General features: G+C 65.9%; 22 protein-coding genes and 1 tRNA gene. 12 read left to right on the top strand and 11 right to left on the bottom strand.

The window, feature by feature from the left end; genetic code table 11:
- Window position 1 precedes the first annotated feature (1 nt).
- Genes O5K39_RS00460 through O5K39_RS00425 form a run of 8 tightly spaced genes read left to right on the top strand, consistent with a single transcriptional unit; the run spans window position 2 to window position 8,345 of the window.
- The gene (locus O5K39_RS00460; RefSeq protein WP_271145343.1) at window positions 2–901 is read left to right on the top strand and encodes a hypothetical protein; all 900 of its coding nucleotides are present in this window, start codon (window positions 2–4) and stop codon (window positions 899–901) included.
- A gap of 1 nt (window position 902) precedes the next feature.
- Window positions 903–1,397: a hypothetical protein gene (locus O5K39_RS00455; RefSeq protein WP_271145342.1), complete on the top strand. Its 495-nt coding sequence runs from the start codon at window positions 903–905 to the stop codon at window positions 1,395–1,397.
- On the top strand, window positions 1,398–1,871 hold the full coding sequence (locus O5K39_RS00450; protein ID WP_271145341.1) for an NlpC/P60 family protein: 474 nt from the start codon (window positions 1,398–1,400) through the stop codon (window positions 1,869–1,871). It abuts the gene before it with no gap.
- Entirely contained in the window at window positions 1,864–5,202 is a 3,339-nt protein-coding gene (locus O5K39_RS00445; protein WP_271145340.1) for a hypothetical protein, read from the top strand. The genes O5K39_RS00450 and O5K39_RS00445 overlap by 8 nt, the downstream gene beginning before the upstream one ends.
- Before the next feature lie 10 nt (window positions 5,203–5,212).
- Window positions 5,213–7,135, top strand: coding sequence for a hypothetical protein (locus O5K39_RS00440; protein WP_271145339.1), 1,923 nt, complete (start codon window positions 5,213–5,215; stop codon window positions 7,133–7,135).
- Window positions 7,132–7,365: a hypothetical protein gene (locus O5K39_RS00435; protein WP_271145338.1), complete on the top strand. Its 234-nt coding sequence runs from the start codon at window positions 7,132–7,134 to the stop codon at window positions 7,363–7,365. Before O5K39_RS00440 ends, O5K39_RS00435 begins: the two co-directional genes overlap by 4 nt.
- A 33-nt stretch (window positions 7,366–7,398) precedes the next feature.
- Window positions 7,399–7,872 carry a hypothetical protein gene (locus O5K39_RS00430; RefSeq protein ID WP_271145337.1) on the top strand — a complete coding sequence of 158 codons (474 nt, stop codon included), beginning with the start codon at window positions 7,399–7,401 and terminating at the stop codon, window positions 7,870–7,872.
- The gene (locus O5K39_RS00425; RefSeq protein WP_271145336.1) at window positions 7,869–8,345 is read left to right on the top strand and encodes a hypothetical protein; all 477 of its coding nucleotides are present in this window, start codon (window positions 7,869–7,871) and stop codon (window positions 8,343–8,345) included. Before O5K39_RS00430 ends, O5K39_RS00425 begins: the two co-directional genes overlap by 4 nt.
- A gap of 154 nt (window positions 8,346–8,499) precedes the next feature.
- On the opposite strand, the gene O5K39_RS00420 is transcribed toward O5K39_RS00425, so the two are convergent.
- Both O5K39_RS00420 and O5K39_RS00415 read right to left on the bottom strand, forming a co-directional pair.
- Window positions 8,500–8,652, bottom strand: a complete 153-nt coding sequence (locus tag O5K39_RS00420) for a hypothetical protein (protein WP_271145335.1) — start codon at window positions 8,650–8,652, stop codon at window positions 8,500–8,502.
- Window positions 8,649–8,807: a hypothetical protein gene (locus tag O5K39_RS00415; RefSeq protein ID WP_271145334.1), complete on the bottom strand. Its 159-nt coding sequence runs from the start codon at window positions 8,805–8,807 to the stop codon at window positions 8,649–8,651. Before O5K39_RS00415 ends, O5K39_RS00420 begins: the two co-directional genes overlap by 4 nt.
- 49 nt (window positions 8,808–8,856) lie before the next feature.
- Between O5K39_RS00415 and O5K39_RS00410 the strand changes: the two genes are divergently transcribed.
- The gene (locus O5K39_RS00410; RefSeq protein WP_271145333.1) at window positions 8,857–9,543 is read left to right on the top strand and encodes an N-acetylmuramidase domain-containing protein; all 687 of its coding nucleotides are present in this window, start codon (window positions 8,857–8,859) and stop codon (window positions 9,541–9,543) included.
- Between the two features lie 100 nt (window positions 9,544–9,643).
- The gene (locus O5K39_RS00405) at window positions 9,644–10,219 is read left to right on the top strand and encodes a hypothetical protein (protein ID WP_271145332.1); all 576 of its coding nucleotides are present in this window, start codon (window positions 9,644–9,646) and stop codon (window positions 10,217–10,219) included.
- On the opposite strand, the gene O5K39_RS00400 is transcribed toward O5K39_RS00405, so the two are convergent.
- From O5K39_RS00400 to O5K39_RS00385, 4 genes are all read right to left on the bottom strand, one after another.
- Window positions 10,212–11,015, bottom strand: coding sequence for a hypothetical protein (locus O5K39_RS00400; protein ID WP_271145331.1), 804 nt, complete (start codon window positions 11,013–11,015; stop codon window positions 10,212–10,214). The genes O5K39_RS00405 and O5K39_RS00400 overlap by 8 nt on opposite strands.
- Window positions 11,012–11,740 (bottom strand): SOS response-associated peptidase family protein, encoded by a 729-nt coding sequence (locus tag O5K39_RS00395; RefSeq protein ID WP_271145330.1) that lies wholly within the window; start codon window positions 11,738–11,740, stop codon window positions 11,012–11,014. The genes O5K39_RS00400 and O5K39_RS00395 overlap by 4 nt, the downstream gene beginning before the upstream one ends.
- Window positions 11,741–11,880: 140 nt before the next feature.
- Window positions 11,881–12,174, bottom strand: a complete 294-nt coding sequence (locus tag O5K39_RS00390) for a hypothetical protein (RefSeq protein ID WP_271145329.1) — start codon at window positions 12,172–12,174, stop codon at window positions 11,881–11,883.
- Window positions 12,164–12,460 carry a hypothetical protein gene (locus tag O5K39_RS00385; RefSeq protein ID WP_271145328.1) on the bottom strand — a complete coding sequence of 99 codons (297 nt, stop codon included), beginning with the start codon at window positions 12,458–12,460 and terminating at the stop codon, window positions 12,164–12,166. Before O5K39_RS00385 ends, O5K39_RS00390 begins: the two co-directional genes overlap by 11 nt.
- 210 nt (window positions 12,461–12,670) lie before the next feature.
- On the opposite strand from O5K39_RS00385, the gene O5K39_RS00380 reads away from it, so the two are divergent.
- Window positions 12,671–13,489 carry a DNA adenine methylase gene (locus O5K39_RS00380; RefSeq protein ID WP_271145327.1) on the top strand — a complete coding sequence of 273 codons (819 nt, stop codon included), beginning with the start codon at window positions 12,671–12,673 and terminating at the stop codon, window positions 13,487–13,489.
- 33 nt (window positions 13,490–13,522) lie between these two features.
- Here the strand turns inward: O5K39_RS00380 and O5K39_RS00375 are convergent, their stop codons facing one another.
- From O5K39_RS00375 to O5K39_RS00360, 4 genes are all read right to left on the bottom strand, one after another.
- Window positions 13,523–14,194: a hypothetical protein gene (locus O5K39_RS00375; protein ID WP_271145326.1), complete on the bottom strand. Its 672-nt coding sequence runs from the start codon at window positions 14,192–14,194 to the stop codon at window positions 13,523–13,525.
- 295 nt (window positions 14,195–14,489) lie between these two features.
- Window positions 14,490–14,566 (bottom strand) — tRNA-Met (locus O5K39_RS00370).
- A gap of 110 nt (window positions 14,567–14,676) precedes the next feature.
- On the bottom strand, window positions 14,677–17,769 hold the full coding sequence (locus tag O5K39_RS00365; protein WP_271145325.1) for an efflux RND transporter permease subunit: 3,093 nt from the start codon (window positions 17,767–17,769) through the stop codon (window positions 14,677–14,679).
- Between the two features lie 8 nt (window positions 17,770–17,777).
- On the bottom strand, window positions 17,778–18,902 hold the full coding sequence (locus tag O5K39_RS00360) for an efflux RND transporter periplasmic adaptor subunit (RefSeq protein ID WP_271145324.1): 1,125 nt from the start codon (window positions 18,900–18,902) through the stop codon (window positions 17,778–17,780).
- Between the two features lie 210 nt (window positions 18,903–19,112).
- Here O5K39_RS00360 and lepA point away from each other — a divergent pair, with 210 nt between their 5' ends.
- A complete protein-coding gene (gene lepA, locus O5K39_RS00355; RefSeq protein ID WP_271145323.1) occupies window positions 19,113–20,921 on the top strand; it encodes a translation elongation factor 4 in 1,809 nt (602 codons plus the stop codon).
- 51 nt (window positions 20,922–20,972) lie between these two features.
- Here the strand turns inward: lepA and O5K39_RS00350 are convergent, their stop codons facing one another.
- On the bottom strand, window positions 20,973–22,916 hold the full coding sequence (locus O5K39_RS00350; RefSeq protein ID WP_271145322.1) for a pentapeptide repeat-containing protein: 1,944 nt from the start codon (window positions 22,914–22,916) through the stop codon (window positions 20,973–20,975).
- Window positions 22,917–23,231: the final 315 nt, after the last annotated feature.

Genomic DNA, 23,231 nt, shown 5'->3' with positions numbered 1-23,231 from the left:
CATGGCCAACCGTCTGCGCAATGCCGGCTTCCTGGAACTGACGTCCGGATACGAATCCAACCTGGCCCTGAGCCTGGACGCCTCGGTTCGCGGCGCGCCCGGCCGGGCGGGACTGGTCGCCGCCGGGTCGGTGTCCAGCGGCGGGACCGTCCTGACACGCAACGCCGTCGGCAACCGGCCCACGATCACCGTCGGCCAGACGGCCGAGGTGTCGCTGCTGCTGGCGGCCTCGGTGGACGGGGTGCCGGTCACCCCTTTCGCCGAGGTGGTCTGGGTCAATGCGGGCGAGGGCGACATCTCGACCACGCCCCTGACGGTCTCGCCGGTCGAATACTCGGCCGAGGGGGTCGGGGTGCGCGGCCTGCGCCAGACCTTCTTTCGCGCCTGGGGCCGGGTGGTCGCCCCGGCCACGACCGCCAAGCTGATGCTCCAGGCCCGGATGGTCGCGCCTTCGGCCGGCGCCGCCGCCCTGACCTATCTCAAGCCCCTGATCGTCACCCCGACGGGCGCGGCCCATCCCCATCCCTGGGATCCGGGGACGCATACCGACACCAACCTGAACCTGCCGGCCTGGCCGCCGCTGCGCCCGTTCCGCAATCCGCCCCAGGTCACCCCCATCGCCAACCGGACGGGGTTCCAGTCGGCGTCCGGGATCAACAAGACGCGGCTGCTGTACCGCGAGCCGCCCGTCGATCTGCGCGGTTCGGTGCGCTGCACGCCGCCGGAACTGGATGTGCTGGACCAGTTCTATCGCGCCGGACATGACCGCTTCTGGATCGTGCGGCCCGACACCGACGAACTCTGCGTCGCGACCTGGCTGCCCGACGGCGCACCGAAGCCTTCCGCCCACCTCGGCCTGACGACCATCATGGACGTCGGCCTGCAGCTCACGGTCGCCTGACATGCCCGACGTCACCGCCGCCATGGTCGAGGCCCTGTGGGCCAGCGAGGTCGAGCCCCTGGCCCAGCTGGTCGAGATCTCGGCCGACAGTCTGGTCGATCCGATCCGGGTCAGCGACTGCCCCGACCGGCTGCTGTCCGGCCTGCGCCAGGGCATCGCGTCGAACGGGGAGGAGTATCCCTATCTGCCGTTCCGCCTGACCTGGGCGGGGGCATCCGAGGACCAGCCCTTCGGCACCGGCAAGGTGGCCATCGCCAACGTCGACAGCCGGATCGAGGGCGCGATGGAGGCGGCGGTCGAGCCGCCGACCATCTCGCTGCGCCTTGTGCGCGTCGCTGCGCCGGACGTGGTCGAGACCGCGATCGAGGGCGCGACCCTGGGCCAGTCCGACTTCAACGACGTCGAGGCCTCGGCGGTCCTGCGGCCCAAAGACTTCGATCTCGAACCCGCCTGCGCCGTCAGCTACACGCCGTCCACCACTCCGGGGCAGTTCTAGGTGGTCGTCTCGGTTGATGCGCCCGGCCCTATGGTGGTGCCGCACGACCTGCTGGCTCGGATCGCGCCTGTGATCGGGTCGCCTTTTCTGGGCAAGGGCGACAGGCCAGACGGCTGGGACTGCCGGGGTTGCGTTCGCTGGATCTACCGAACCCATCTGGACGTCGCGATCGAGACGTACAGCGACGCGTATGACGCGTTGATCCTCACGTCCAGCGGCCGCGCACGGCGTGCGCGTCTGATCGCCGACCGGCTGGCCGTCTGGCGGCCGGTCGAGGCCCAGCCCGGCGCGGTTGTGCATCTGAACTGGCTCGGCCGTTCGGGCCATGTCGGGCTGATGACCTCGCGAACCGGGTTCGTCCATGCCGACATGGGCGTCGGGACCACCCTGGCCGACCTCGACGACCGCGACTGCCCCTATCGCGCCGTCGGGTTCTTCGTCCCTCGCTTCGTCACGGAGGTCATTCATGTCTGACCTTCAGGCTGTCGTCTCCCAGCCGTTCGTCCCCGTGGCCGGCCCCCTGGTCGCCCGCCCGGGTGGTCTGGTCCGCGACGTCCTGGTCCAGGCGATCAATGCCGGGATGCTGACCCAGACCGATCTGGCCTGCACCGTCGTGCATCTGAACGGCAAGCCCCTCGCGCGGTCGGAGACCCTGGCGACGATCCTCCAGGCCGACGACGTCCTGAACATCGTGGTCGAGCCCCTGGGCGGCGGAGGCGGCGGCAAGAAGGACGTCGGCCAGGCCCTGTTCCAGATCGCCGTCATGGTCGCCGCCTTCGCCATCGCCGGGCCGGGAGGAGCGCTCGCGACCCAGACGGCGCTGCAAGGCACGGCGCTCCTGCTCACACAGGCTGCTGCGGCCGCCGCCATCACGACCGCTGGTCAGTTCATCGGCGCAGCGATCTTCAAACCGGAAAGCCAGGGTGGGGCCTCGGGCGACCGCTACGCCCTGCAGTCGGCATCCAACCAGTATCGCCCCTGGTCCTCGATGCCGCTGGCCCTGGGGGCCTGCGTCGTCGCCCCGGACCTGGCGGTCAAGACCTTCACCCGGGCGATCGGCGACGACGTCTGGATCTATGGCATCCTCGGCCTGCACTACGGGCCCTGCGTGGCGACCGAGATGCGGATCGGCGACACCCTGGTCTCAAGCCTGCCGGCGGGGGAGATCGAGACGGTCGAGCATCTGACGCCCGGGCCGCGCACCTTCTCCCTCTATCCCAACGACACCGACGAACAGGGCTTCACCGACGAACTGAACGAAGACGGCACGACCGTCGTGGTCCATGCGGCGGGCGCCGAGGGTGAGCTGTTCGAGCTGGACCTGTTCCTGCCTGAGGGTCTGTATTTCGCCAAGGACGACGGCCGGGTCGAGACGGCCTCTGTGACCGTGACGGTGCGTCGCCGGGAAATCGACGCCTTCGGGGTGCCGACGGGATCCTGGACGGCGGCGGGCACGACGGCCCTGTCCAACCGCACGCGCGAGCCGGTCCGTGCGACCCATTCGGTCAGCCTCCCGCTGGGTCGATATGAGTTCGAGCTCAAGCGGTCGGCCCCGCCGGACGCCAGCGAGAAGCGCCACGACACCGTCATCCTGACCGCCATCCGCGCCATCGCCTTCCGCAAGCCCATCGTCGACGAGACCCTGTCGGTGATCGAGTTCCGGGTGAAGGCCTCGGCCGTCAACCAGGGCACGCTGGCCCCGATCACCTGCCGGATCGAACCGGTCTGTTCGGTCTGGAACGGGTCGAACTGGTCCACGACGGCGGCGACCAGCAACCCGGCCGCCCTGGTTCGCTGGCTGTTGACCGGCCCCGCCCCGGCCAAACCGCTGCTGACCAGCCAGGCCGACACCGGACTGCGCGCCTGGTCCGAGACCTGCGTCACGCGCGGCTGGACGGCCGGCCTGTATCTGACCGATCGCAAGAGCCAGCGAGACGCGCTCAAGCTGCTGGAGACGGCGGGCCGGGCGGGGCTGTGGTGGGACGGCTCGCGAATGGTCGCGGCCTGCTGGGCCGAACGCCCGGCCCCGAAACAGATCTTCAACGGCCGCAACCTGCGCGACCGCTCCGGGACCATCGTCTATCCCGAGCCGGTCCATGCCCTGCGGGTCGAGTTCGCCAATATCGACCGGCGCGGCGAGGCCGACGAGATCATCGTCTATGCCACGGGTTACGCGGCTGTGGCCGGCGGCGGCCTGCTGGCGGCGTCCCGGCTGGAAGCCTGGCGGGTCGAGGGGCAATGCACCCGGACGCGCGCCCTGAAGGACGGGGTCTGGGAACTGACGCGCCGCACCCTGCAACGCCGTGTCGAGACCTGGACCACGGACGTCGAACACGTCGCCTGCAGCTTCGGCGATCGGGTGCTGGTCAGCTGGCGGGCCGTCGGCGAAGGCCTGGGAGAGGCCCGCGTCCGGGCGGTGCGCACGGCGGGCGGACTGGTCACCGGCCTGCGCCTCGACCAGGAAGTCGAGATGACGACCGGCGTCGCCTATGCCTGCGACATGCGGTTCATGGTTAGCTCGGGGGGCGGCTCGGGGCCGACGGCGGTGCGCGGCGTGGACCTGGTCAATACGCCGGGATCCTCGCGCGAGATCGTCTTCGCCACGCCGCGCGCGGTCGCCGACTGCCCCCGGCCCGATGACCTGATCACCTGGGGTGTGGCCACCACCCTGTCGAGCGATCTGGAGATCGTCGGCATCGAACCGTCCGAGGATCTGACCGCGCGGATCACGGCCCGCAAATACGTCGCCCCCGCCCTGATCGCGGCCGAGGACGCGGCGGGCACGCCTTCGCCCTCGACCCTGACGGGGGACCGCACCGCCCGGCCGCCCGCCCCGGTCCTGCTGGGTGTCCAGGGCGCGGCCAGCGGCGTCCGGGTCAGCTTTTCCATCCCGCCCTGGGCCGGCTCGCCGATCACCGGGATCGCTGCCCGCTGGCGCGTCACGCCCGAGACCCCGAATGACCAGGGCTGGGTCGAACTGCCGATGCTGTCGGCCTCGGCCCGCGACCTGACCACCCCACCGCCCCGACTGTTCCCGGCCCTGACCGGCGAGGTCGAGGATGCGCCGATCGACGTCGAGCTGGTCGTGGTCGTCGCGTCGGGTCAGACCTCGGAACCCCTGCTGGTCGAGGCCATCGCCATTGAACGCGTGGTCAACGATCCGACCACGGACCCGGCGCTGGACCTGACCCTGGACGGCAACCGTCTGGTCGCAGGCCGGTCGGGCGACGTCCTGTTCTGGTTCGGGTCGGACACGGTCCAGGCGGCCGACGCGGAGGTGGCGAATGCCGACTTCGCCCTTGGCACGGACGGCAAGACCTATCGCCAGGGCATCGCCCAGGACGAACTCTATTCCGAGATGTTCACCTCCAGCCCGGTGACGGTTTCGGGCGCCATGGCCGACATCGTGACCTTCACCCTGGCCCAGGCGGTGACGACCACGGCCATCTTCAACGTGTCGATGGGGCTGAACATCAGCACCCCGACCCCGCGCACCCGGTCCAGCTCGACGACGGTCGCCCCCTCCGGTGCCTGGGAGATCTGGGAACTGCCGGTCTCGGGCACGACCAACCAGCGCAAGGTGGATTCCGGGACCTGGTCCAGCGCCATCATCGGCGGCGGCGGTTCGCCCCAGAACATCGAGAGCCTGGAGATCGACGGCGAGGGCGACCACTGGTCGGATCTGTCGCGCCAGTGGCGGTTCCGGCACGGCGGGGCCGAACGGTTCGTCCTCAAGATGTCGGCGACCGGCGCCGACCTGATCGACGTCGTCCTGACGACCCGTCTCAGCATCCAGAAATTCTGAGGAGACGCCGATGTCCGTCGCGACCGTACCCGCGCGCCTGATGACGCCCGTCTTCGCCGACGCCGACTGGGTTCAGGACTTCCTGTTCAGCGACGACGGCGAGGCGTCGGACTTTACCGGCTCGACCTTCAGCCTGACCATGGCCCCGGTCTCGGGTCTGTTCGAGGACGCCGGGTTCTCGATCGAAAGCGCGTCCGGCTATCTGTTCGAGGCGGGCGGCCGGATCAGCCTGCGCGTCCCCGCCGCCGCCATGGCCGACCGCGCGCCGCTCAGCTACCAGTGGCGGCTGCGCGAACATCGTCAGGATGACACGGTGGCGGTGCTGGCCCTGGGTGTCCTGCCGATCAACCCCGCCTTGAACGGCGCCCCGGTCGAGGGCGATGCGCCGCCGCCCGGCGGTCAGGGCGGCGAGCTGACCATCAACCGCGACGCCCAGGGGGTCGGCATCGTGCGCGGCTCGGCCGGGCCGATCGGCATGCCGGGCAACTATGCGGCCAGCGACTTCGGCCGCGACTGGGTCCAGGTGGCGGCGGCGTCCGCCGGGCGCGAGCGGCTCGGCATGGGCGGCGAACGCTATGAGGGCGAGATCCCGCGCGGCCTCGAGCCGGCCGCCTACACCGCCGCCCTGACGGCCCTGGCTCAGGCCTGCGCCGACGACAATGCGACCCTGTGGTTCACGGATCCCGAGGGCGGGGGCGAGGTCGCCGGTCCGATCGAGGTCGAGGGCTGGTGCAACCTGGCCTTCTCGACCGGGGCCCGGCTTGTGACGACGGGGTTCGACGACGACGTCTTCCACTTCCACATCACCACCCCCTATCTGTTCCGGGGCCAGACCCTGAGCCGGGTGTCGATCCATCACCCGCGCAACAGCCTGTTGAACACGGCGTCCTTCGGTCTGAGGATCACCGGCAATCAGCCCCTGCTGAACGTGCGGATCGAGGATTTCGAGAGCCAGGGCTGCTACGCCGCCGTCGTGGTGGACATGGACACCTTCGCCACCCCGGCCGGTCGCGAGAGCCTGTTCAGCGATTTCGACATCGACGTCACCTGCCACAATGCGAGCGACGAACAGGTCAATGCCAAGTACGGCGTGTGGTTCAGGAACGGGACCGGCACCAAGGGCAAGGTTCACGTACGCGGCAACCTCGCCCGCAACGGCTTGGTCGACGGCGACATCAATCCCTTCCCGCGCGGCGTGCGCGCCGACCAGCGCGACGAGAACGTGGTCGTGGGCGATATCAAGGTCACGGCCGACCTGACCGGGGCGAACGCAGGCACCTTCACCTGGGATGATGCCATGGTCTACCAGACGAACATCATCAACCTGGCCGAGTCCCAGTCGGACGGCGCGGCGACCGCGACGCTCGGCCGCTATCCAATGGGCGACGGCCCGGTGTCCGGCGTGCGCGACTGGGGCAACAAGGGCGGCGACACCGACATGTCCGGGCCTCTGGGTCTGCGCACCGGCTGCATCACCCTGGAACAGGGTGTCGGGCTCCAGATGGCCGGCGGCACCCACAGGGGCATCCCGGCCGAGGGCAGCTTTCCCGGCGTCGCGGCCATGGGCTATATCGAGATCGGCAAGGTGCTGCTCGGCAGCCCGGCCGACGGGCGGCCCGCCGGCGGCGGCAAGGTCTCGGTCGAGGCCGACGGCACGGTCCAACAGGTCGGATACGGCACCGCCTGTTGCGACTATGCCCTGGGCCAGGATGGGGGCGTCGCCACCTGGAACCCCGCGCCGAACCATCCCTGGTATTCGGTCAAGGGCGACGGTTCGCCGTTCGGCGGGATCGCCCTCGACGTCGTGCCCGACGGCCTGGAGCTGACCTTCCGGGCCCGGGCCGTGACCCCCCATCACGGTTCCATCCTTCACGGCCAGATTTCGGTGACGGGCGGGATCAGCAACATGCTCACCAGAGGCGACCCGGCATGATCGTCCTGAACTTCCCCCGCGAACTCTGGAACGCCGTCGTCGCCTATCAGGTCTGGGAGGTGTCGGTCGACAACCGGGTACTGGGCTATGTTCGCTGCGAGGACGTCTTCGCAGGCATGACCGGGGCCAGCCGGTGGATGGCCTTCCGCACCCTGCGCGGGGCCGCGATCGCCGAGCCCTTCGCCGACCGCCAGGCGGCGATCGACGCCCTGGTCGCGGCGGCGGCCTGACCTTTCTGTAAAAACCGGCGCGGAGTATCGCCCATGAATCGCGTCGTGAGATGGCTGGAGCCCTGCTCTGCGCTTGGGATCGGCTTCGTCCTGAACCTGGCTGTCAGCGTGGCAGCCTGGGCCGGGGTGATCAGCCCGCGAACCGTGGACCCCGAATGGATCGCGGTCGCCGGCGCGGCGGGCGGCCTGGTCTCGGCCATGGTCCACATCGGCGTTGTGTCCCTGGGCCCCGAGCCGGTCGAGCGTCGGGATGTGGTCAGGGCCGCGATCGAGGGCCTGTTCGCCGTCCTGGTCGGCGGGATCGTCGCCGCCTATCTGGGGCCACAGGCCGGCCGGTTCTTCCAGGACGCCACGCCCTCCGACCTGCGCGCGGTCGGATTCGGCATCGGCATGGGCGCGTGGCGCTTCGCGCCCGGTGTCTTCGGGGCCCTGAAACTTCTCTCCAACCCCGCCACCCTTCGTGATCTTGCCCTGCGGTGGCTGACCTCCATGAGGCCAACGCCATGAGCATCACGGCCATTGCCACCCTGGTTTCCGTCGTCATCGTCGGACTGACCGTCTTCGCCCGTGCCGAGTTGTTCCGGCCTATGGTGCGATCAGCCTATTCGACGAATGTCCTGGTCCGCCGCCTGATGGACGCAGTCGCTCTGGCTTGCGCCTTCGCCGCGTTCGAGCTCTGGGGCTATGCCGGAAAGATCCCGGAAGGCCTCGTCTGGCTTCTGGTCCTTTGCGCGATCACCTCGACGATCATGCTGGCCAGCATGCTGATCCACGACGGGCGGCTGGTCGTTGCCGAGGTCCGGGCGGCCGACGTCGGGGCGGTCAAGGAGGCGGTCCGCGACACCCTGCCCGAGGCCCTTGACGCCGCCAACACGCGAATGCTGGACCGGCTGACGCCGGATCAGCCTGTGCCGAACTATCGCATCCGTCGGCCATCGCGTCCGCGCAACTCACCGCCGGAACTGTCGGACGAGTGCTGACCGCCTCGGCGCACGCCGTGCGCCCTCTTTCGGCCCTGGGGCCGTCCTCGATTCTACCAGGCGAACCGCTGCCAAACCTGCCACGCGGTCACTGCGCCCATCGCCAGCGTGACGACGACCAGGGCGGCTAGCATCAACGCCTCGCGCCGGTCCCTCACTCGCAGGCCCAATCGTTCAGCGCTCCAGCCCCGGCCGCGCACCGGTCATAGGCCTCGATCGCGCGCCATTCCTGAACGGCCGCGATGCTGCCGGCGATGGGGTCAAACCCGGTCAGGACGAACAGCACGGCGAGGGTGAGCGATTTCATTCGGGCGCACGATGGTCCGTCTCGGCCAGATAGCGTTCGATCGCCACGGCTTCGAGCGCCCGCTCGTCCAGCCACGGGATGCGGCGGCCGTCCGGACGGTTCGCCTCTCTGATCGCGGCCTGCACCGCTTTTCGCACGATCTCGGGGTCGGTCATCCGCCGACCCTGACACACCGATCCACCCCTCGACAATCTGGAGAGACCCATGGACCTCAGGGCCCTGCAAACACGCCTGGCCGAAACCGGCCGTTACGCCGGCGCGATCGACGGCATGTGGGGCCGTCTGACGCGAGCCGCGATCCTGCGCGCACTTGAGGATGGCCCGGACACCCGCCTGACCCGACAGGACCTGGAAGCCTCGGCCGCGCGCCTGGGCGTCCCCTATGCCGCGATCAAGGCCGTCGATGAGGCCGAGGCGGCCGGGGTCGGGTTCCAGGACGGCTATCCCAAGATCCTGCCGGAGCCGCATCGATTCAGCCGCGCGACCCAGCACCGGTTCGACCGCAGCCATCCAACCCTCAGCTACCCGACCTGGGGCCAGCGCCCCTACCCCCGCCTTCAGGCGGCGCGTTACGACCAGCTGGTCAGCATGATCGAGCTCGACATCGACGCCGGGTTCGCCAGCGCCTCCTATGGCCGTTTCCAGATCCTGGGCGAGAACCACGTGGCCTGCGGCTATGGCTCGCCGTTCGACTTCGCCGAAGCCATGGCGCGCGACGAGCCGACCCAGCTCAAGGCGTTCGAGGGCTTCCTGGCCGCCAACGGCCTGATCGCCCCGCTGCGCCGCCTGGACTGGGCGGCCTTCGCGCGGGGCTACAACGGCACGGCCTACCGCAAGAACAAGTACGACGAGAAGCTGGCGGCGGCCTACGCCCGGGCGGCGCGGTCGTGATCGTCGCCTTGGCCGTCGCCCTGGCCTTCGCCGTGGGCTTTGCGCTCGGCTTCCTGACCCCCATCGCCCTCATGGGCGCGTTCATCCGCAAGGTGCTGAAATGACCCGCCTCCTCTCCGCCGTCGCCGGCTGGCGCGGCTATGCGCTGACGGCGGCCGTCATGCTGGCCATCGGCTTCGCCGGGGGCTGGACGGTGCGCGACTGGAAAGCCTCGGCTGATACCGCCAGCGTCCGCATCCACGCCTCCGAGGTCCGCGCGGCGGCGATCCGCGACGCGCTCGATCGCGAGCGCGACCAGGCCGACATCACCACGGCGATCGACACCCGCGCCACGGCCGAACAGGCCCGCATCCGCACCGTCACCCAGACCATCATCAAGGAGGTTCCCGTCTATGTCCCCGCTGAAGCTGATCTTCGCTACGCTCTGCCTGTCGGCCTTGTGCGCCTGCATGACGCGGCCGCCACCGGCACCGCCGGCCGCCCGTTTTCCGACGCCTCCGGCAGGCCTGATGACCCCGCCGGGTTCCTTGAGCCCAGTGACGTCGCCCCGTCCCGGCTAGGCACCGTCATCGCGGAAAACTACGGCGTCTGTCACGCGGACGCCGCGCGGTTCTCAGCCCTTCAGGACTGGGTCCGTCAACAGCAGGCGGCGATGAACCTTGGGGCAACTAGGTGAATGTGTCGTGCTGCCGAGAAGCGTTCCAACCTGTGCCGTGACGATACAGGTAGGAAAACCGAGACTCTCGCTCAAAGTTGAACGCATCCTGGTACCGAATTATACCCGCGATCATGAGTGTGATTTTGAGCTGTTCGACTTTCTCACGATCTGACTGGGACATCACGTAAGACTGACAAAGCCGGATATTCTCGCTTTGATCGGGCATCAGTACAGTAAACGGCAGGGGCGCAGGAGGCAGTTCGATGAACACATCCTCAATCAAGTCACCCTCTCTCTGAGCCACAAGGTCAGCCCAGAACTGAATATTTTTCGCTGGCGTCCTACCCGCATTTCTGAAGTTCACTTCAATCCCTATTGGATAATCTCCATGAAGCCAGACGGTTTGGCTGACTGGGCGTGACCCGACGATGTATGCCCGGCTCGAAATGACTTCTTTCTCAAGGTTCTTCGCCAACTGATCGGCGGCTGTCTTAGCGCTGTCTGCTGCAGCGCCAGCTGATCTTGCGGTATAATAGACCGTGGCAAAAATCGCGACGACGCTCGCCGCAGACAGGAACATTTGGAGAAGACTAACATCCAGGGCGACTTCGGCCATGGCTGCGGAACGAAGGCCCGCCTCTTCAGTGCAAGCGCTGTGGCTCGTACAGTCAGCTGCCCGCTCAAAAACCGCAACGCGCTGTGCCCGAATCTGTCCGGCCCAAAAGATCGTTCCCGCAGCCAGCACAAGCACCACAATCGCAGCGGTGATCACGATCGTAGAGCGACTCAAGGTTTTCACTGGAAGGTCGGTCATGTGGTCATCGCGCCTCGATTGAACACCTCGAGCAAGGCCTCCGGCTGGGCGCGGATCTGCAACTCGGAGGCCTCGGTCCAGTCCGCCCGCATCCAGGTCTCGCGTTCCTCTTCCGTCATCAGGATCAGAGGCATGGCCTTGGGGTGAACCGTCCGGACCGGTTCGACCGGGTCTGTCGTCAGGAAGGCGAAGAGGTCGCAGGTCTCCAGGCCCGTCTTGATCTTGCGGACGCAGGTGTGGTCGCGGACGTGGACGCCTGCGAAGAATGCCAGTGGCTCGGGATCGTCGTCGATCAGTCTGAACCACACGGGCTTGTAGCGCCCCTCGGCGTCGCGACCCGGCTCGCTGAAGGCGGTGAACGGGACCAGGCATCGGTTGGCGGGTGAGAGCCACGGGCGCCAGTGGGCCGACTTGGAGTTGCGGACGTTCGTCGTGCCGGCGTCAGGCTCCAGCTCCAGCAGCCGGTCGAAATCCACCGGCTTGCCCTTGGCCCGTAGCTTGTCCGCTCGCCGGGTCGCGGCGTCCAAGAGGGCCTTCCTGGACGAAGGCATGCCCCAGCGGGCCGTCGCCAGTTCGCGCACGCCGTGCGCATCGGTGCGGACGATCGGCGCAGCGTAGTCCGGATAGAGATCACGGGGCTCGACATTGCCGGCGTTGTTGGAGAGCGCCCGGGTCAGGTCGATGATCGCTGCCGGGCCCTTGCGCAGGGAATAGAGATTGCACATGCCGGGAACCTACACCCAGAACAGGGATTGACCAGCCAGAGCCGGCTGATGCGAGCGGTGGCCCGGCAATATGCGCCGCTCCGATCCGAGGCCGCCGTCCCCGCGAAGGGACGGCGGCCCTTTTCATTTGAGGATGACCCTCAGCTCGGCTCCCGTTCGTCGGTCATCCGGAACTCCACCGTCGCGCCGGGCGGCTTGACGAAGAAGGCCGCCTTGCCTTCGCACCATCGCCGCCTGCAGGCTGCCGAGGCACCCCACAGCCGATAGTCCGAGCCCTTGGCGGCGATGATGGCGTCCAGGTTGGCGATGATCTCCAGATCACAGACGGCGCAGACCGCCGTGACTGTCCAGCGCGCCCGACGAATCGAAGCGACGGTCGGGCAGGCGGCGCGCCAGTCCGCGATACTGTACCGGTCGAGGTTCTTACGCCCCATGGCCGGGCACGGATCGACGGACGCGATCGGGGTCGCGCGGCCCTGTCCAGAACTCGACGTCGGCGCGCATCGGGAAGCCACAGGGCCTGTGGCCTGATCCTGTTGGGGCCGTGCATCGCAGCCGCCCGTTCAGGGTCGAGGGGACGATGTCACCCATCCTGTCCAGCAGGTACTGACGCCCGAGCGACTTCCAGCCGTCGCACCCCGGTCGCGTGCAGAGCATCACGAACCGGGCCTCCGGTACGGACTGCGACACGCGTCGATCGACAAGCAGCGGCTGGCTCATTCCTTCACCTTCATCCCATGCCCCACGTCCGGGGCGGGATCGGCGCGTTGCAGCGCGCCGATCTGCGAGCAGACCCTCGCACGACAGGACCGATCGGCCGCCCGGCCGGTCGCCGCCCCCGCTCACGTGAGCGGTGCGACTCCTAACCGTGCGAGAGGTCTGCCCGCAATGAAAAGTTCACGTAATGTTCTCATCGTTACACAGTCGCCTGTGGGTGACTGTGACCCGCCCGCCGCTTGGATCGGCGGCAAGCGGCGACTGGCCCGGCGCATCTGTGCTGCCCTGGCCGCCACGGCCCACGACGCCTATGCCGAGCCGTTCATCGGCATGGGCGGGGTCTTCCTACGCCGGCGTGTCCGGCCGCCGCTCGAGGTGATGAACGATATCTCCGGCGACGTGGTCACCCTGTTCCGGGTGCTCCAGCGGTTCCCCGAGGCCCTGATCCGCGAGCTGCGCTGGCGGCCGGCGATCCGGTCTGAGTTCGACCGCCTCCTCGAGACGCGGCCGATCGACCTGCTCGACATCGAGCGCGCCGCGCGCTTCCTCTATCTCCAGACCCTGGCCTTTGGCGGCAAGGCGACGGGCCAATCGTTCGGCGTCGACGCCCGGGCTCCGCACAACTTCGACCTGGCCCGGATCGAGAAACGGATCGAACGGCTGCACACGCGCCTGGCGGGCGTCGTGATCGAGAACCTGGACTGGCTGGCCTTCATCAGCCGTTACGACCGGCCAGGCACGCTGTTCTACCTGGATCCGCCCTACTGGGGCAGCGAAGACGACTATGGTGCCGGCGTCTTCATCCAGGGCGACTTCCAGCGCATGGCCGACAAGCTCCGCTCGGCCGAGGGGAAGTTCCTGCTGTCGATCAACGACCGGCCGGAGCTGCGCGAGATCTTCGCCTGGGCCGACATCGAGGCCGTCTCGACGACCTATACGATCGCCGGCGGGGAGGGGGTGAAGGCGGCGGAGCTGTTGATCGGCAGGGGCGTGGACCTCGCGCCGGCGGCGACGCAACCCGGCCTTTTCTAGCGCTTCGAGATGTTTAGGCGATTAGCGCCGCTGTTATGGGCCAACCCATACCGTCGCTGGGTTGGTACGGGCATCGACGGTCACCCCGGCCGGGCCTCCGGCCTTGTTGATGGGCTCCTTTACGTCATAGCCTTGGTCTTTGAGGGCTCGATAGATTTGCCCACAGAGGGCTTCTGCGCCGGGCGATGTTTGGTCGAAGATCATAAGGACCGGCGTGGCCTTCGGTATGCAAGCCACCAGCCTAACGAAATTCTCTCTGGTGAACTCGCGCTCGGCCGCCAGCGCTTTAGCTGCGTGGCCCGATGACATTGGTCCGACCTTGTGGACGTTTCGCCTAAACGTCAGGTTCTTGCTGTTCCCATCGATCTTGGCGAGATGGGTGGCATCTGTCTGGTTATCCTCAAACAGCAGCCCCTCGACATCGCCCGTGGAGTGAAACAGGGATGAACCGGGGCCGCCGCCAAAGTTCTTGCAACGGATAAAGCTGTTGTTTCGAAAATTCGCCATGGGCTGTTTCTGCCTGACCGCGCTCACGACGAACGCTGCCACGAACATAAGCAGTCCGATGCCTACAAGTCCTGCTCCGCCCCAAAAGAATTGAGGCTTCAGGCTTTCGAAGATTTCTGGGCCAAGCGTCATCACAGCGCCGCCACCGACGCCCACGAAGGCTCCTGCCCCGCCGACAATAACTTCGTTCTTACCCATTCCCTCGCCATATCAGCGATCACCAGATTTGGTAGGGACTAAGTTCGCCGGCGTGGATCTAGCGAAGGCGGCAGGGGCGCGCCGATTTTTGTCCCGACACCAATCTGCTAGCTGGATCGCAAGCCCGTCAGGTCACACCTGGCGGGCTTTTGCGCATCCGGGGTTCGGGACTATTCCGGGATACTTAGTCCCGAACCGCCCCAACCGTTCCCGGTTGGTCCCAGGCGGGTCGCCCGCGAGAACAAAGCGGAGCGGCCGATTTCCCTGCGTTAACAAGGCGAAACATGACATTGGGTGGTGGCTGGAGGCGGGCTCGAACCGCCGACCTGTGGGTTATGAATCCACCGCTCTAACCAGCTGAGCTACCCAGCCACGACCCAATGTCATGCGCTTAACCGCGCGCGAGGCGCCGCTATATAGACGGGCGGGCCGGGGTTCAAGTCGCAAGGCGGCCGAGCATGGGCCTGACCGCCGGATCGCGACTATTCCGCCGGAGCTTCCGCCGCCCTGGACCCCGGCGCGACCTCGCGTTGACTGGCGAAGGTCTTGCCCAGCCGACGTCTGGCCCAGCCGCTGACGTCGTCCACGATGGTGAAGATCGGAGGGATGAACAACAGGGAGAGGAAGGTGGACGAGATCAGCCCACCCACGACGGCGATGGCCATGGGCTGGCGGAACTCGACGTCGGCACCCCATCCCACGGCGACCGGGATCATCCCGGCACCCATGGCGAAGGTGGTCATCAGGATCGGTCGCGCCCGCTTGTGAGCGGCGTCCACGATGGCCTCGAGCCGGCTCTGGCCCTCCTGCTCGGCGATGATGATGTAGTCGACCAGCAGGATGGAGTTCTTGGCCGCGATCCCCATCAGCATCAGGATGCCGATCAGGGACGAGATCGAGAAGCTCGAACCGCCGATCACCAGGGCGACGAAGGCCCCGCCGATGGCCAGGGGCAAGGAGGCCATGATGGTGATCGGAGAGGCGAAGCTTTTGAACAGCAGGACCAGGACGGCGTACATCAGCAGGATGCCGGTGCCGAAGGCGATCGCGAAACCGGTGATCATTTCCTGGATGAACTCCTGATCGCCTGCCGGCACCTGGCGCACGCCGGCGGGGAGGTTCTTTACCGAGGGCAGCTGGTTGACCGCCACACCCGCCTCGCCGCTGCGGATGCCGTCAAGTTCGGCAGAGATCGTGGCGACGCGACTCCGGTCCTGGCGCAGGATCTGGGAGGGCCCGGCGCCGAAGCGAATGTCGGCGACGGCGCTCAACGGCACGGCCGTCCCGCTGGACGTCGGCACCTGAAGGTTCTCGATGACGGACAGGTCCTCTCGGGCGTCACGGGTCAGTCTCAGCCGGATCGGCACCTGACGGTCGCCCAGATTGTATTTGGGCAGGTTCTGATCGACGTCGCCGATCGTGGCGACGCGGACGGCCTGGGAGATGGCGCTGGTCGATACACCCATCAGGGCGGCTTGATCCGGGCGCGGCGTGACCAGGATCTCCGGCCGGGCGATTGAGGCCGTGTTGACGACATTGGCCAGGCCCGGAACGGTCCGCATCTCCGCCTCGACCTTGCGGGCGGCTGCGGTCAGGGCGGCGCCGTCGTCGCTGAGAATCGCGAACTGATAGGAGGTGCCGTCGCTGGGGCCCCCGCCCTGCTGGGCGACGCCGGCACCGATACGGGCACCGGGAATGGGTTTCCAGCCGTCGACCATGGCGCGAGCGAATTCCTGCTGGCTCAGGTCGCGGTCGCCCTTGTTGACGAGGTCGGCGAAGACGTTGGCCTGGTTGACCTCCTGGCCGCCGACGGAGGCATAGACCGACGTCACCTCAGGCCGGGCGCGGAGGTCCCGGGTTATGCGCTGTACGATCGCGTCGGTCTGGGCCAGCGTTGCACCCGGCGGCAGTTCGACCGAAAACCCGGCCCGGCCGACGTCGCCGCCGGGAGAGAATTCGAACGGTACCCTGGTGGCCAGGAATCCGCAGCCGACAAACAGCGCCGTGCCCATGGCGAAGACCTTCCAGCGATTCCTCAGGCTCCACCCCAGGGCCTTCAGATAGCCTGACATCCAAAACGGATCGGCGTCGTCATGCTTGTGATGCTTGAGGAGGTATGCGGCCATCAGCGGGGTCAGCGTTCGCGCCACGACCAGCGAGAAGGCCACGGACACGCAGGCGGCAAGGGCGAATGCCTTGAAGAACTGGCCGATGATGCCGGGCATGAAGCCGACGGGCGCAAAGACCGCGATGATCGTCGCCGTGGTGGCCACGACGGCCAGGCCGATCTCGTCGGCCGCTTCCATGGAGGCGTCGTAGGGTGGCTTGCCGTCGCGCATGTGGCGCACGATGTTCTCGATCTCGACGATGGCGTCATCGACCAGGATGCCGATGGTCAGAGAAAGGGCCAGCAGGCTGACCACGTTCAGCGACTGTCCCATCGGCCCCAGGACCGCGAAGGCCGGGATCAGCGACAGAGGCATGGCCATGGCGGTGATGAAGGTCGCCCTCCAGTCACGCAGGAAGATGAAGACCACGATCACCGCCAGCACGGCACCCAGCAGCAGAGCCTCAAGCGAGGCGATGTAGCTTTCCTCGATCTGTTCGACGCTGGCGTTGACCTGGCGGATCGTCAGCTCCGGGTGGCTCTCGTCGATCTCGGCGACGGCTTCGCGGACCTTTTCGGCGATCCGGACCTCGGATGCGGTTCGCGAACGCAGGAAGTTGAAGGTGATGGCTTCCTGGCCGTTGTAGCGCGCCAGACGACGCGGTTCGGACCAGTGATCCTCGACCCGGCCGAGGTCGCCCAGCCGCACCTGACGGCCGCCGGACAGGGGGATCAGGGTCTCGCGCAGGGCGTCGATCGATGTCGCGGCGCCCAGGGTGCGGATCGACCGCTCTGAGCCGGAAATGGTGACGCGTCCGCCGGGCTGATCTGCGTTGACGCTGGTCAGGGCCTGGCTGACCGCCGCCGCCGTCAGCCCGTAGGAGGCCAGCCGGTCGGGATCCAGCTCGACCGCGATCTCGCGGTCCACGCCGCCCCCGCGATTGACCTCGCCCACCCCCTTGATGGCCAGCAACGTCCGGCTGACCTCGTTGTCCACGAACCAGCTGATCTCTTCCGGCGTCATGGTCGAGGACGACACGACCCAGGTGATCAGGGCGTCGCCGGTGATGTCGATGCGCTGAACCGACGGCTCCTGCATATCCTGCGGCAGGTCGGCGCGCAGGCCGCTCATGGCATTGCGGACGTCGTTCGTCGCGCGTTCGGTATCGGTGCCGAGTTCAAACTCGATCGTCGTGGACGAGGAGCCGTCCGTGATCTGGGAGTTGATGTGGCGCACGCCCGACAGGCCGGCCAGCGAGTCCTCGATCAGTCGGGTGACCTGGATCTCCATCTCGCTGGGGGCTGCGCCGGGCCGCCCGGCGTAGACGTTGACCAGCGGAAAATCGATGTCCGGATTGTTGTTGATCCGCATGCTCATGAAGCTGAGCACCCCCGCGATCGTCAGCAGGGTGAACAGCAGGATGATCGGGATCGGATTCTTGATCGACCAGGAGGAGATGTTCTTCATGGTCGGTCCTAGCGCGCGGCCGGAGCAGGCGTGGTGACCAGAGCGCCCGAGACGGTTACGCGGTCGCCGTCACCGAGAAACCCGGCCCCGTCGACCACTACGCGCGCACCGGCCTGAAGGCCGTTGACCGAGGTCTGGCTTGCGCCGCGTGACAAGACTTCGACCGGTGCGAAACGGACCTGGTTGTTGGCACCCAGCACGAAGACCCCGGCGCGGTTCTCGCGGTACAGGACCGAGGCTGTCGGCACAGTGATGGTCGGTTGGGCCCCGACGTCGATCTGGGCCTTGGCGAACATACCGGGCTTGAAGCCGTTGGTGCCGGACAGCGCGATCCGCGCCAGTCCCAGCCGGCTGGTCGCATCGACCTGGGGCGTCACGATGCGGACGCGGCCGGTCGCCTGACCCAGCTGGTCGGACGAGATGGTCGCAGACTGACCGGCGCGGACGAGGCCGAGCTCCGTCTCCGGCACCTGGGCGTCCAGTTCGAGCCGGCCGTCGCGGACGATGCGGAACAGCTCGGCCCCCGCCTGGATGATCTGGCCCCGCGTCACGCTGCGGCTGGCGATCAGGCCGGACACGGGCGCGCGGATGGTGGCCTGATTCAGGCGGGTCTGGGTCTCCGACAGTGAGGCGCGGGAGGCGGCGAGGTTGGCGGCCGAGGCGCGCTGGTTGGCAAGCGCCGTATCCAGCGACGCCTGGCTGAGGAAGCCGCGCTCCTTCAGTTCCTGCGACCGGCCGAGCGCCGCCTCGTCGCGCGCCAGATTGGCCTCGGCCGTCTGTACCGACGCCTGCTGCTGGCGCAGCTGGGCGCGCAGCAGGACGTCATTCATCTGCACCAGGGCCTGACCCTGACGCACATAGGACCCCTCGTCCACGAACAGGCCGACGGCGGTCAGCCCCCCGGTCTCGGCGCCGACCGGCACCTCTTCCCAGGCCGTGATGCTGCCCGAGGCGGTGATGATGCGCGGCAGGGAGGTCACCGATGCGGTCGCCACGGTCACGGTCTGTCCGGCAGAAGCCTTTTCGGCCGCAGCCTTTTCCTCGGCCTTCTTCGCTTCTCCGCTGCCGCACGACGCCAGTACGAAGGTCGCGGTCGCCAGCAAGGCCGCCCGGGTCAGGGTGTTGATCGCCACGGTGTTCATCCTGTCGCGGGCCACGCGGGGGAGCGCGGGTCTAGGGGCGCATCGGCGCCGGAAGCATCATCGCTCATTAGCGCGTTCGCGTGGCAGCCTCAAACGCCCAGCGTCGCCATTACGGGGATGTAACCTGCGGCAGACCGTCTCGACGCGCGGGGGCTGGCCGCGTTGGCGTTCGCGGGCGCCCCATGCTAACCGCGCCGCACCATGACGACGCCCCCCATTTCCCGAATCCGCAACTTTTCGGTCGTTGCCCATATCGACCACGGCAAATCGACGCTGTCCGACAGGCTGATTCAGTTCACGGGCGGGCTGACCGCGCGCGAAATGTCGGCCCAGGTTCTTGATTCGATGGAGATCGAGAAGGAGCGTGGGATCACGATCAAGGCGCAGACGGTGCGTCTGAACTACAGGGCCAGGGACGGGGAGAATTACGTCCTCAACCTGATGGACACGCCGGGGCACGTCGACTTCGCGTACGAGGTGTCGCGGTCGCTGGCGGCGTGCGAGGGCAGCCTGCTGGTCGTGGACGCCAGTCAGGGCGTAGAGGCCCAGACCCTGGCCAACGTCTACCAGGCCATCGACAACAACCACGAGATCGTGCCGGTCCTGAACAAGATCGACCTGCCCGCCGCGGAGCCCGAGCGGGTCCGTCAGCAGATCGAGGATGTCATCGGGATCGACGCCTCGGACGCCGTCCTGTGCAGCGCCAAGTCCGGCATCGGCATCGAGGAGGTGCTGGAGGCGATCGTCACCCGGCTGCCGGCGCCCAAGGGCGATCCGGATGCGCCGCTGAAGGCGCTGCTGGTCGACGCCTGGTACGACCCATACCTGGGCGTCGTCGTGCTGGTTCGGGTGTTCGATGGCGTCCTGAAGGCCGGGATGCGGGTCAAGATGATGCAGAACGGCTCGACCCATCTGATCGACCGGGTCGGGGTCTTTCTGCCCAAGAACACCCCGGTGGACCAACTCGGCCCCGGCGAGGTCGGCTTCATCACCGCCCAGATCAAGGAGGTGGCCCACGCCGCCGTCGGCGACACCATCACCGATGAAAAGAAGCCCACGGCCGAGGCGCTGAAAGGCTTCAAACAGGTCCAGTCGGTGGTCTTCTGCGGCCTGTTCCCGGTCGACGCCGCCGATTTCGAGGACCTGCGCGCCGCCATCGGCCGCCTGAGGCTGAACGACGCCTCCTTCACCTATGAGATGGAAAGCTCGGCGGCGCTCGGCTTCGGCTTCCGCTGCGGCTTCCTGGGCCTGCTGCATCTGGAGATCATCCAGGAGCGTCTCAGCCGCGAGTTCAACCTCGACCTGATCGCGACGGCGCCCTCGGTGGTCTACAAGATCGGCCTGAGGGACGGGCGCGAGATCGACCTGCACAACCCCGCCGACCTGCCCGACGTGATGCAGATCGAGACCATCGCCGAACCCTGGATCAAGGCCACCATCCTGACGCCCGACGAATATCTGGGCGGGGTCATCAAGCTGTGCCAGGACCGGCGCGGGTCACAGGTCGAGCTGTCCTACGTCGGGTCCCGCGCCCTCGTGGTCTATGAGCTGCCACTGAACGAGGTGGTGTTCGACTTCTACGACCGGCTGAAGTCGATCAGCAAGGGCTACGCCAGCTTCGATTACGAGCTGACCGACTACAAGGTCGGCGACCTGGTCAAGATGAGCATCCTGGTCAACGCCGAGCCCGTCGACGCCCTGTCCATGCTGGTCCACCGCGGCCGGGCCGAGACGCGCGGCCGGGGCATGGTCGAGAAGATGAAGGAGTTGATCCCGCCCCACATGTTCGTCATCCCGATCCAGGCCGCCATCGGCGGCAAGATCATCGCCCGCGAGACCGTGCGCGCGCTGAGGAAGGACGTGACGAGCAAATGCTACGGCGGCGACGCGACCCGCAAGAAGAAGCTGCTGGAGAAGCAGAAGGCCGGCAAGAAGCGGATGCGCCAGTTCGGCAAGGTCGAAATCCCGCAGGAGGCGTTCATCGCGGCGCTGAAGATGGACGAGGATTGAGGCTGGCTAAAGTAGGTCTCATGGAAGCCTGCCCCCATTGGCAGGTAGTATCTAGCTAATTTGAAACTTTCTCCTCGCCGAAAGAACAACTAGGAAGAACAGAATCCCAGAAACTACCGACTGTATGGACGAAGTGCATCTTGTGACCAAGCCGATCAACGCGTTTCCATGTAGTAGAAAATTTTCTAATCGAAGCTGAGTGCCGGTGGAATCAGCCTCGTTCAAGTGGCGAACGTTCCAGATTCCAAACAGATTGAACATTGAGCGAGCCGACAGACTCAGTGATTCAGCCACGATCGGATGAACGGTGCTGCCATGGAATGCAACGCCATCGAGAACAGGCGCTCCAAAAGCTAGGCCGATGCAGCAATATACTGACGCGAAAATTACCCAAACCGCGAGAGCTACGAACAGGGGGCGGCGGCACGAAGAGCCGTATGCTGCTACGAAGCCATAAATCCAAGACAGGAATTTTTCGCCTCGGTTAGTGGTCGACTGGCTTCGGCGGGCTATTAGTTCATAGCGAAATAGCGCTTGCTCCAGATTTCTATCTCGCACGCTCTCGGCAGCTTGTTTGAGTGATCTGAAGCCATGCTCCAATGCAACTTTCTGACTGTCGTCCTTCGCGTATCGAAGTGCCTCCCGCACAACCTCATAACCCTGCAGAATGTCGCGGTCGAAGCGGATTTCGCTCTTGAAAGTTGCGCCATTGAATGCAGAAAAAGCGCGAAAGTTGGCGTTCTGAAAGTCAACAAAGCTATCAAAATGCGCTTCTCGAAATGCCCCGTCTTGGTCGCCGATTGATTTAGGCCATGTCGTACTTTTGAAGTCCGATGCGTGATGGAAATGAGCGCGAACAAAGCTGACAGGTCCGTCAAAGCGGGCTCGGTTAAAGCTAGCCTTTCCCCCGAACTCAGCGTCATCAAATCGAACGGGGCAGAACCGAGTCTCGTCAAAATCGACAGATTTATCCCATACTGATTTGGTAAAATCACTTATCCCACTAACTCGAATTCCTCTGAATTCGGCCGATCCTTTAACATGAATCTCTGTAGCGCTTATAGACGCGCAAAGAAGTTCAGTGAAGTATATATTGTTAGAAACTTTTGTCCGAGAAACATCTAGATTTGCTTCCGCGTCAGATATGCGAAAGTCGCCATCAATTTCGCAGCTCGCTAAGTCAATTTTTCTAGCCTTCACATCTTCAAAAGATACATCTCCCGTGATTTTTGATCCACGGAAATTAATCTGATCAAATGCGTCTACAAGATCTAAATCAATCGCGCCGAATGAAATAATATTCCGTGCTATGACTGACCTTGGCTTGCTATTGCTAACAACAAATCCAGATTGAAAAACAGGCCTCATTAGATCGATAATTTGTCCAGTTCTATGATTGCCCTCTATAGCGAAAGTGGTCTCAAAATAAGCCCACCGGAGAAACGCCGACTGAGCACCGACGACGGCAGCTTTCTCGCCCAAGAATCCGAAGTAATCGCTTCTAAGGAGGGCGAGACTTTGAACGGCAGACGGCAAATCCGTTAGAATGATTCCGTCGAGTGGAATGCCTGCCAAGCGTTTTGATGTTCTCGTCTTTTGACCAAGGCTGCTTGGAACCGTCGGTATCAGATCGCTCCCGTCATTTGGGAATCGAGCGATCGCGTCTGCGAGAGATATGTCGACTGAGGACTTCTGCTCAGAGGTCCAGTTGGATTTTGCGGGAGAACCATCAGCCCATTTCTGAGGCACGTGAGCGACCGTCCATTGACTGAGATCGGGCGCTGTCACCAAACGCTTCGCTTCTGACCGCCAGACGTCTTGAAGAGTTGCGGCACGTGTTTTGGGAGTATCCTTAGGGTCGCGGGTCATCTTGCCATCGGGTCTGACATACCAGCCATTTGCTGGACGCGATTTGAGGCCCTCCCAAGAAAAGTCTGCGCGCCACCAAGTTTGCCACCACTCTTCGCGAGCGGAGGCCGCTGTCACATCCGCCATTCGCCGTGCTCCCTTGCCATCAGCCTATGGTTAGGTTTGACTCGGCTCTACAATCAAGTCGGCCGGTGGCTCGTCATAATCCCGCCTGCCAAGTCTCCGCTTACAGCGTGACCGACGTCTCCCGCGGCGGCGGCAGGACGAATAGACTTGGCGCGTCTGATAATTCGTGGAGGCGGTAGTGGTGCCAGGCGGCGGACTGTTCCAGAGAGGCCCCGCGCTCGGCGCGGGACGAGTAGAGGGTTCGGACTGCCTCGCGCAGCCTTGACCTCGATAAGGCACTCAGGCCCCATACGAACGGTATGTTGCCAATCTGTT

Source organism: Brevundimonas sp. NIBR10, from assembly GCF_027912515.1.
Lineage (GTDB): Bacteria > Pseudomonadota > Alphaproteobacteria > Caulobacterales > Caulobacteraceae > Brevundimonas.
Note: the sequence above shows the minus strand (reverse complement) of the source record. Positions and strands in the feature narration are given on the sequence as shown.

Bases quoted from the DNA above. Each gene is read 5' to 3' on its own strand.
- O5K39_RS00410 (WP_271145333.1), top strand. From the start codon at position 8,857: ATGGACCTCAGGGCCCTGCAAACACGCCTGGCCGAAACCGGCCGTTAC.
- O5K39_RS00390 (WP_271145329.1), bottom strand. From the start codon at position 12,174: ATGGGGCGTAAGAACCTCGACCGGTACAGTATCGCGGACTGGCGCGCC.
- O5K39_RS00365 (WP_271145325.1), bottom strand. From the start codon at position 17,769: ATGAAGAACATCTCCTCCTGGTCGATCAAGAATCCGATCCCGATCATC.
- O5K39_RS00455 (WP_271145342.1), top strand. From the start codon at position 903: ATGCCCGACGTCACCGCCGCCATGGTCGAGGCCCTGTGGGCCAGCGAG.
- O5K39_RS00350 (WP_271145322.1), bottom strand. From the start codon at position 22,916: ATGGCGGATGTGACAGCGGCCTCCGCTCGCGAAGAGTGGTGGCAAACT.
- O5K39_RS00425 (WP_271145336.1), top strand. From the start codon at position 7,869: ATGAGCATCACGGCCATTGCCACCCTGGTTTCCGTCGTCATCGTCGGA.
- O5K39_RS00435 (WP_271145338.1), top strand. From the start codon at position 7,132: ATGATCGTCCTGAACTTCCCCCGCGAACTCTGGAACGCCGTCGTCGCC.
- O5K39_RS00460 (WP_271145343.1), top strand. From the start codon at position 2: ATGGCCAACCGTCTGCGCAATGCCGGCTTCCTGGAACTGACGTCCGGA.
- O5K39_RS00415 (WP_271145334.1), bottom strand. From the start codon at position 8,807: ATGACCGACCCCGAGATCGTGCGAAAAGCGGTGCAGGCCGCGATCAGA.
- O5K39_RS00420 (WP_271145335.1), bottom strand. From the start codon at position 8,652: ATGAAATCGCTCACCCTCGCCGTGCTGTTCGTCCTGACCGGGTTTGAC.
- O5K39_RS00430 (WP_271145337.1), top strand. From the start codon at position 7,399: ATGAATCGCGTCGTGAGATGGCTGGAGCCCTGCTCTGCGCTTGGGATC.
- O5K39_RS00440 (WP_271145339.1), top strand. From the start codon at position 5,213: ATGTCCGTCGCGACCGTACCCGCGCGCCTGATGACGCCCGTCTTCGCC.
- O5K39_RS00395 (WP_271145330.1), bottom strand. From the start codon at position 11,740: ATGTGCAATCTCTATTCCCTGCGCAAGGGCCCGGCAGCGATCATCGAC.
- O5K39_RS00405 (WP_271145332.1), top strand. From the start codon at position 9,644: ATGACCCGCCTCCTCTCCGCCGTCGCCGGCTGGCGCGGCTATGCGCTG.
- O5K39_RS00445 (WP_271145340.1), top strand. From the start codon at position 1,864: ATGTCTGACCTTCAGGCTGTCGTCTCCCAGCCGTTCGTCCCCGTGGCC.
- O5K39_RS00400 (WP_271145331.1), bottom strand. From the start codon at position 11,015: ATGACCGACCTTCCAGTGAAAACCTTGAGTCGCTCTACGATCGTGATC.
- O5K39_RS00385 (WP_271145328.1), bottom strand. From the start codon at position 12,460: ATGAGCCAGCCGCTGCTTGTCGATCGACGCGTGTCGCAGTCCGTACCG.
- O5K39_RS00375 (WP_271145326.1), bottom strand. From the start codon at position 14,194: ATGGGTAAGAACGAAGTTATTGTCGGCGGGGCAGGAGCCTTCGTGGGC.
- lepA (WP_271145323.1), top strand. From the start codon at position 19,113: ATGACGACGCCCCCCATTTCCCGAATCCGCAACTTTTCGGTCGTTGCC.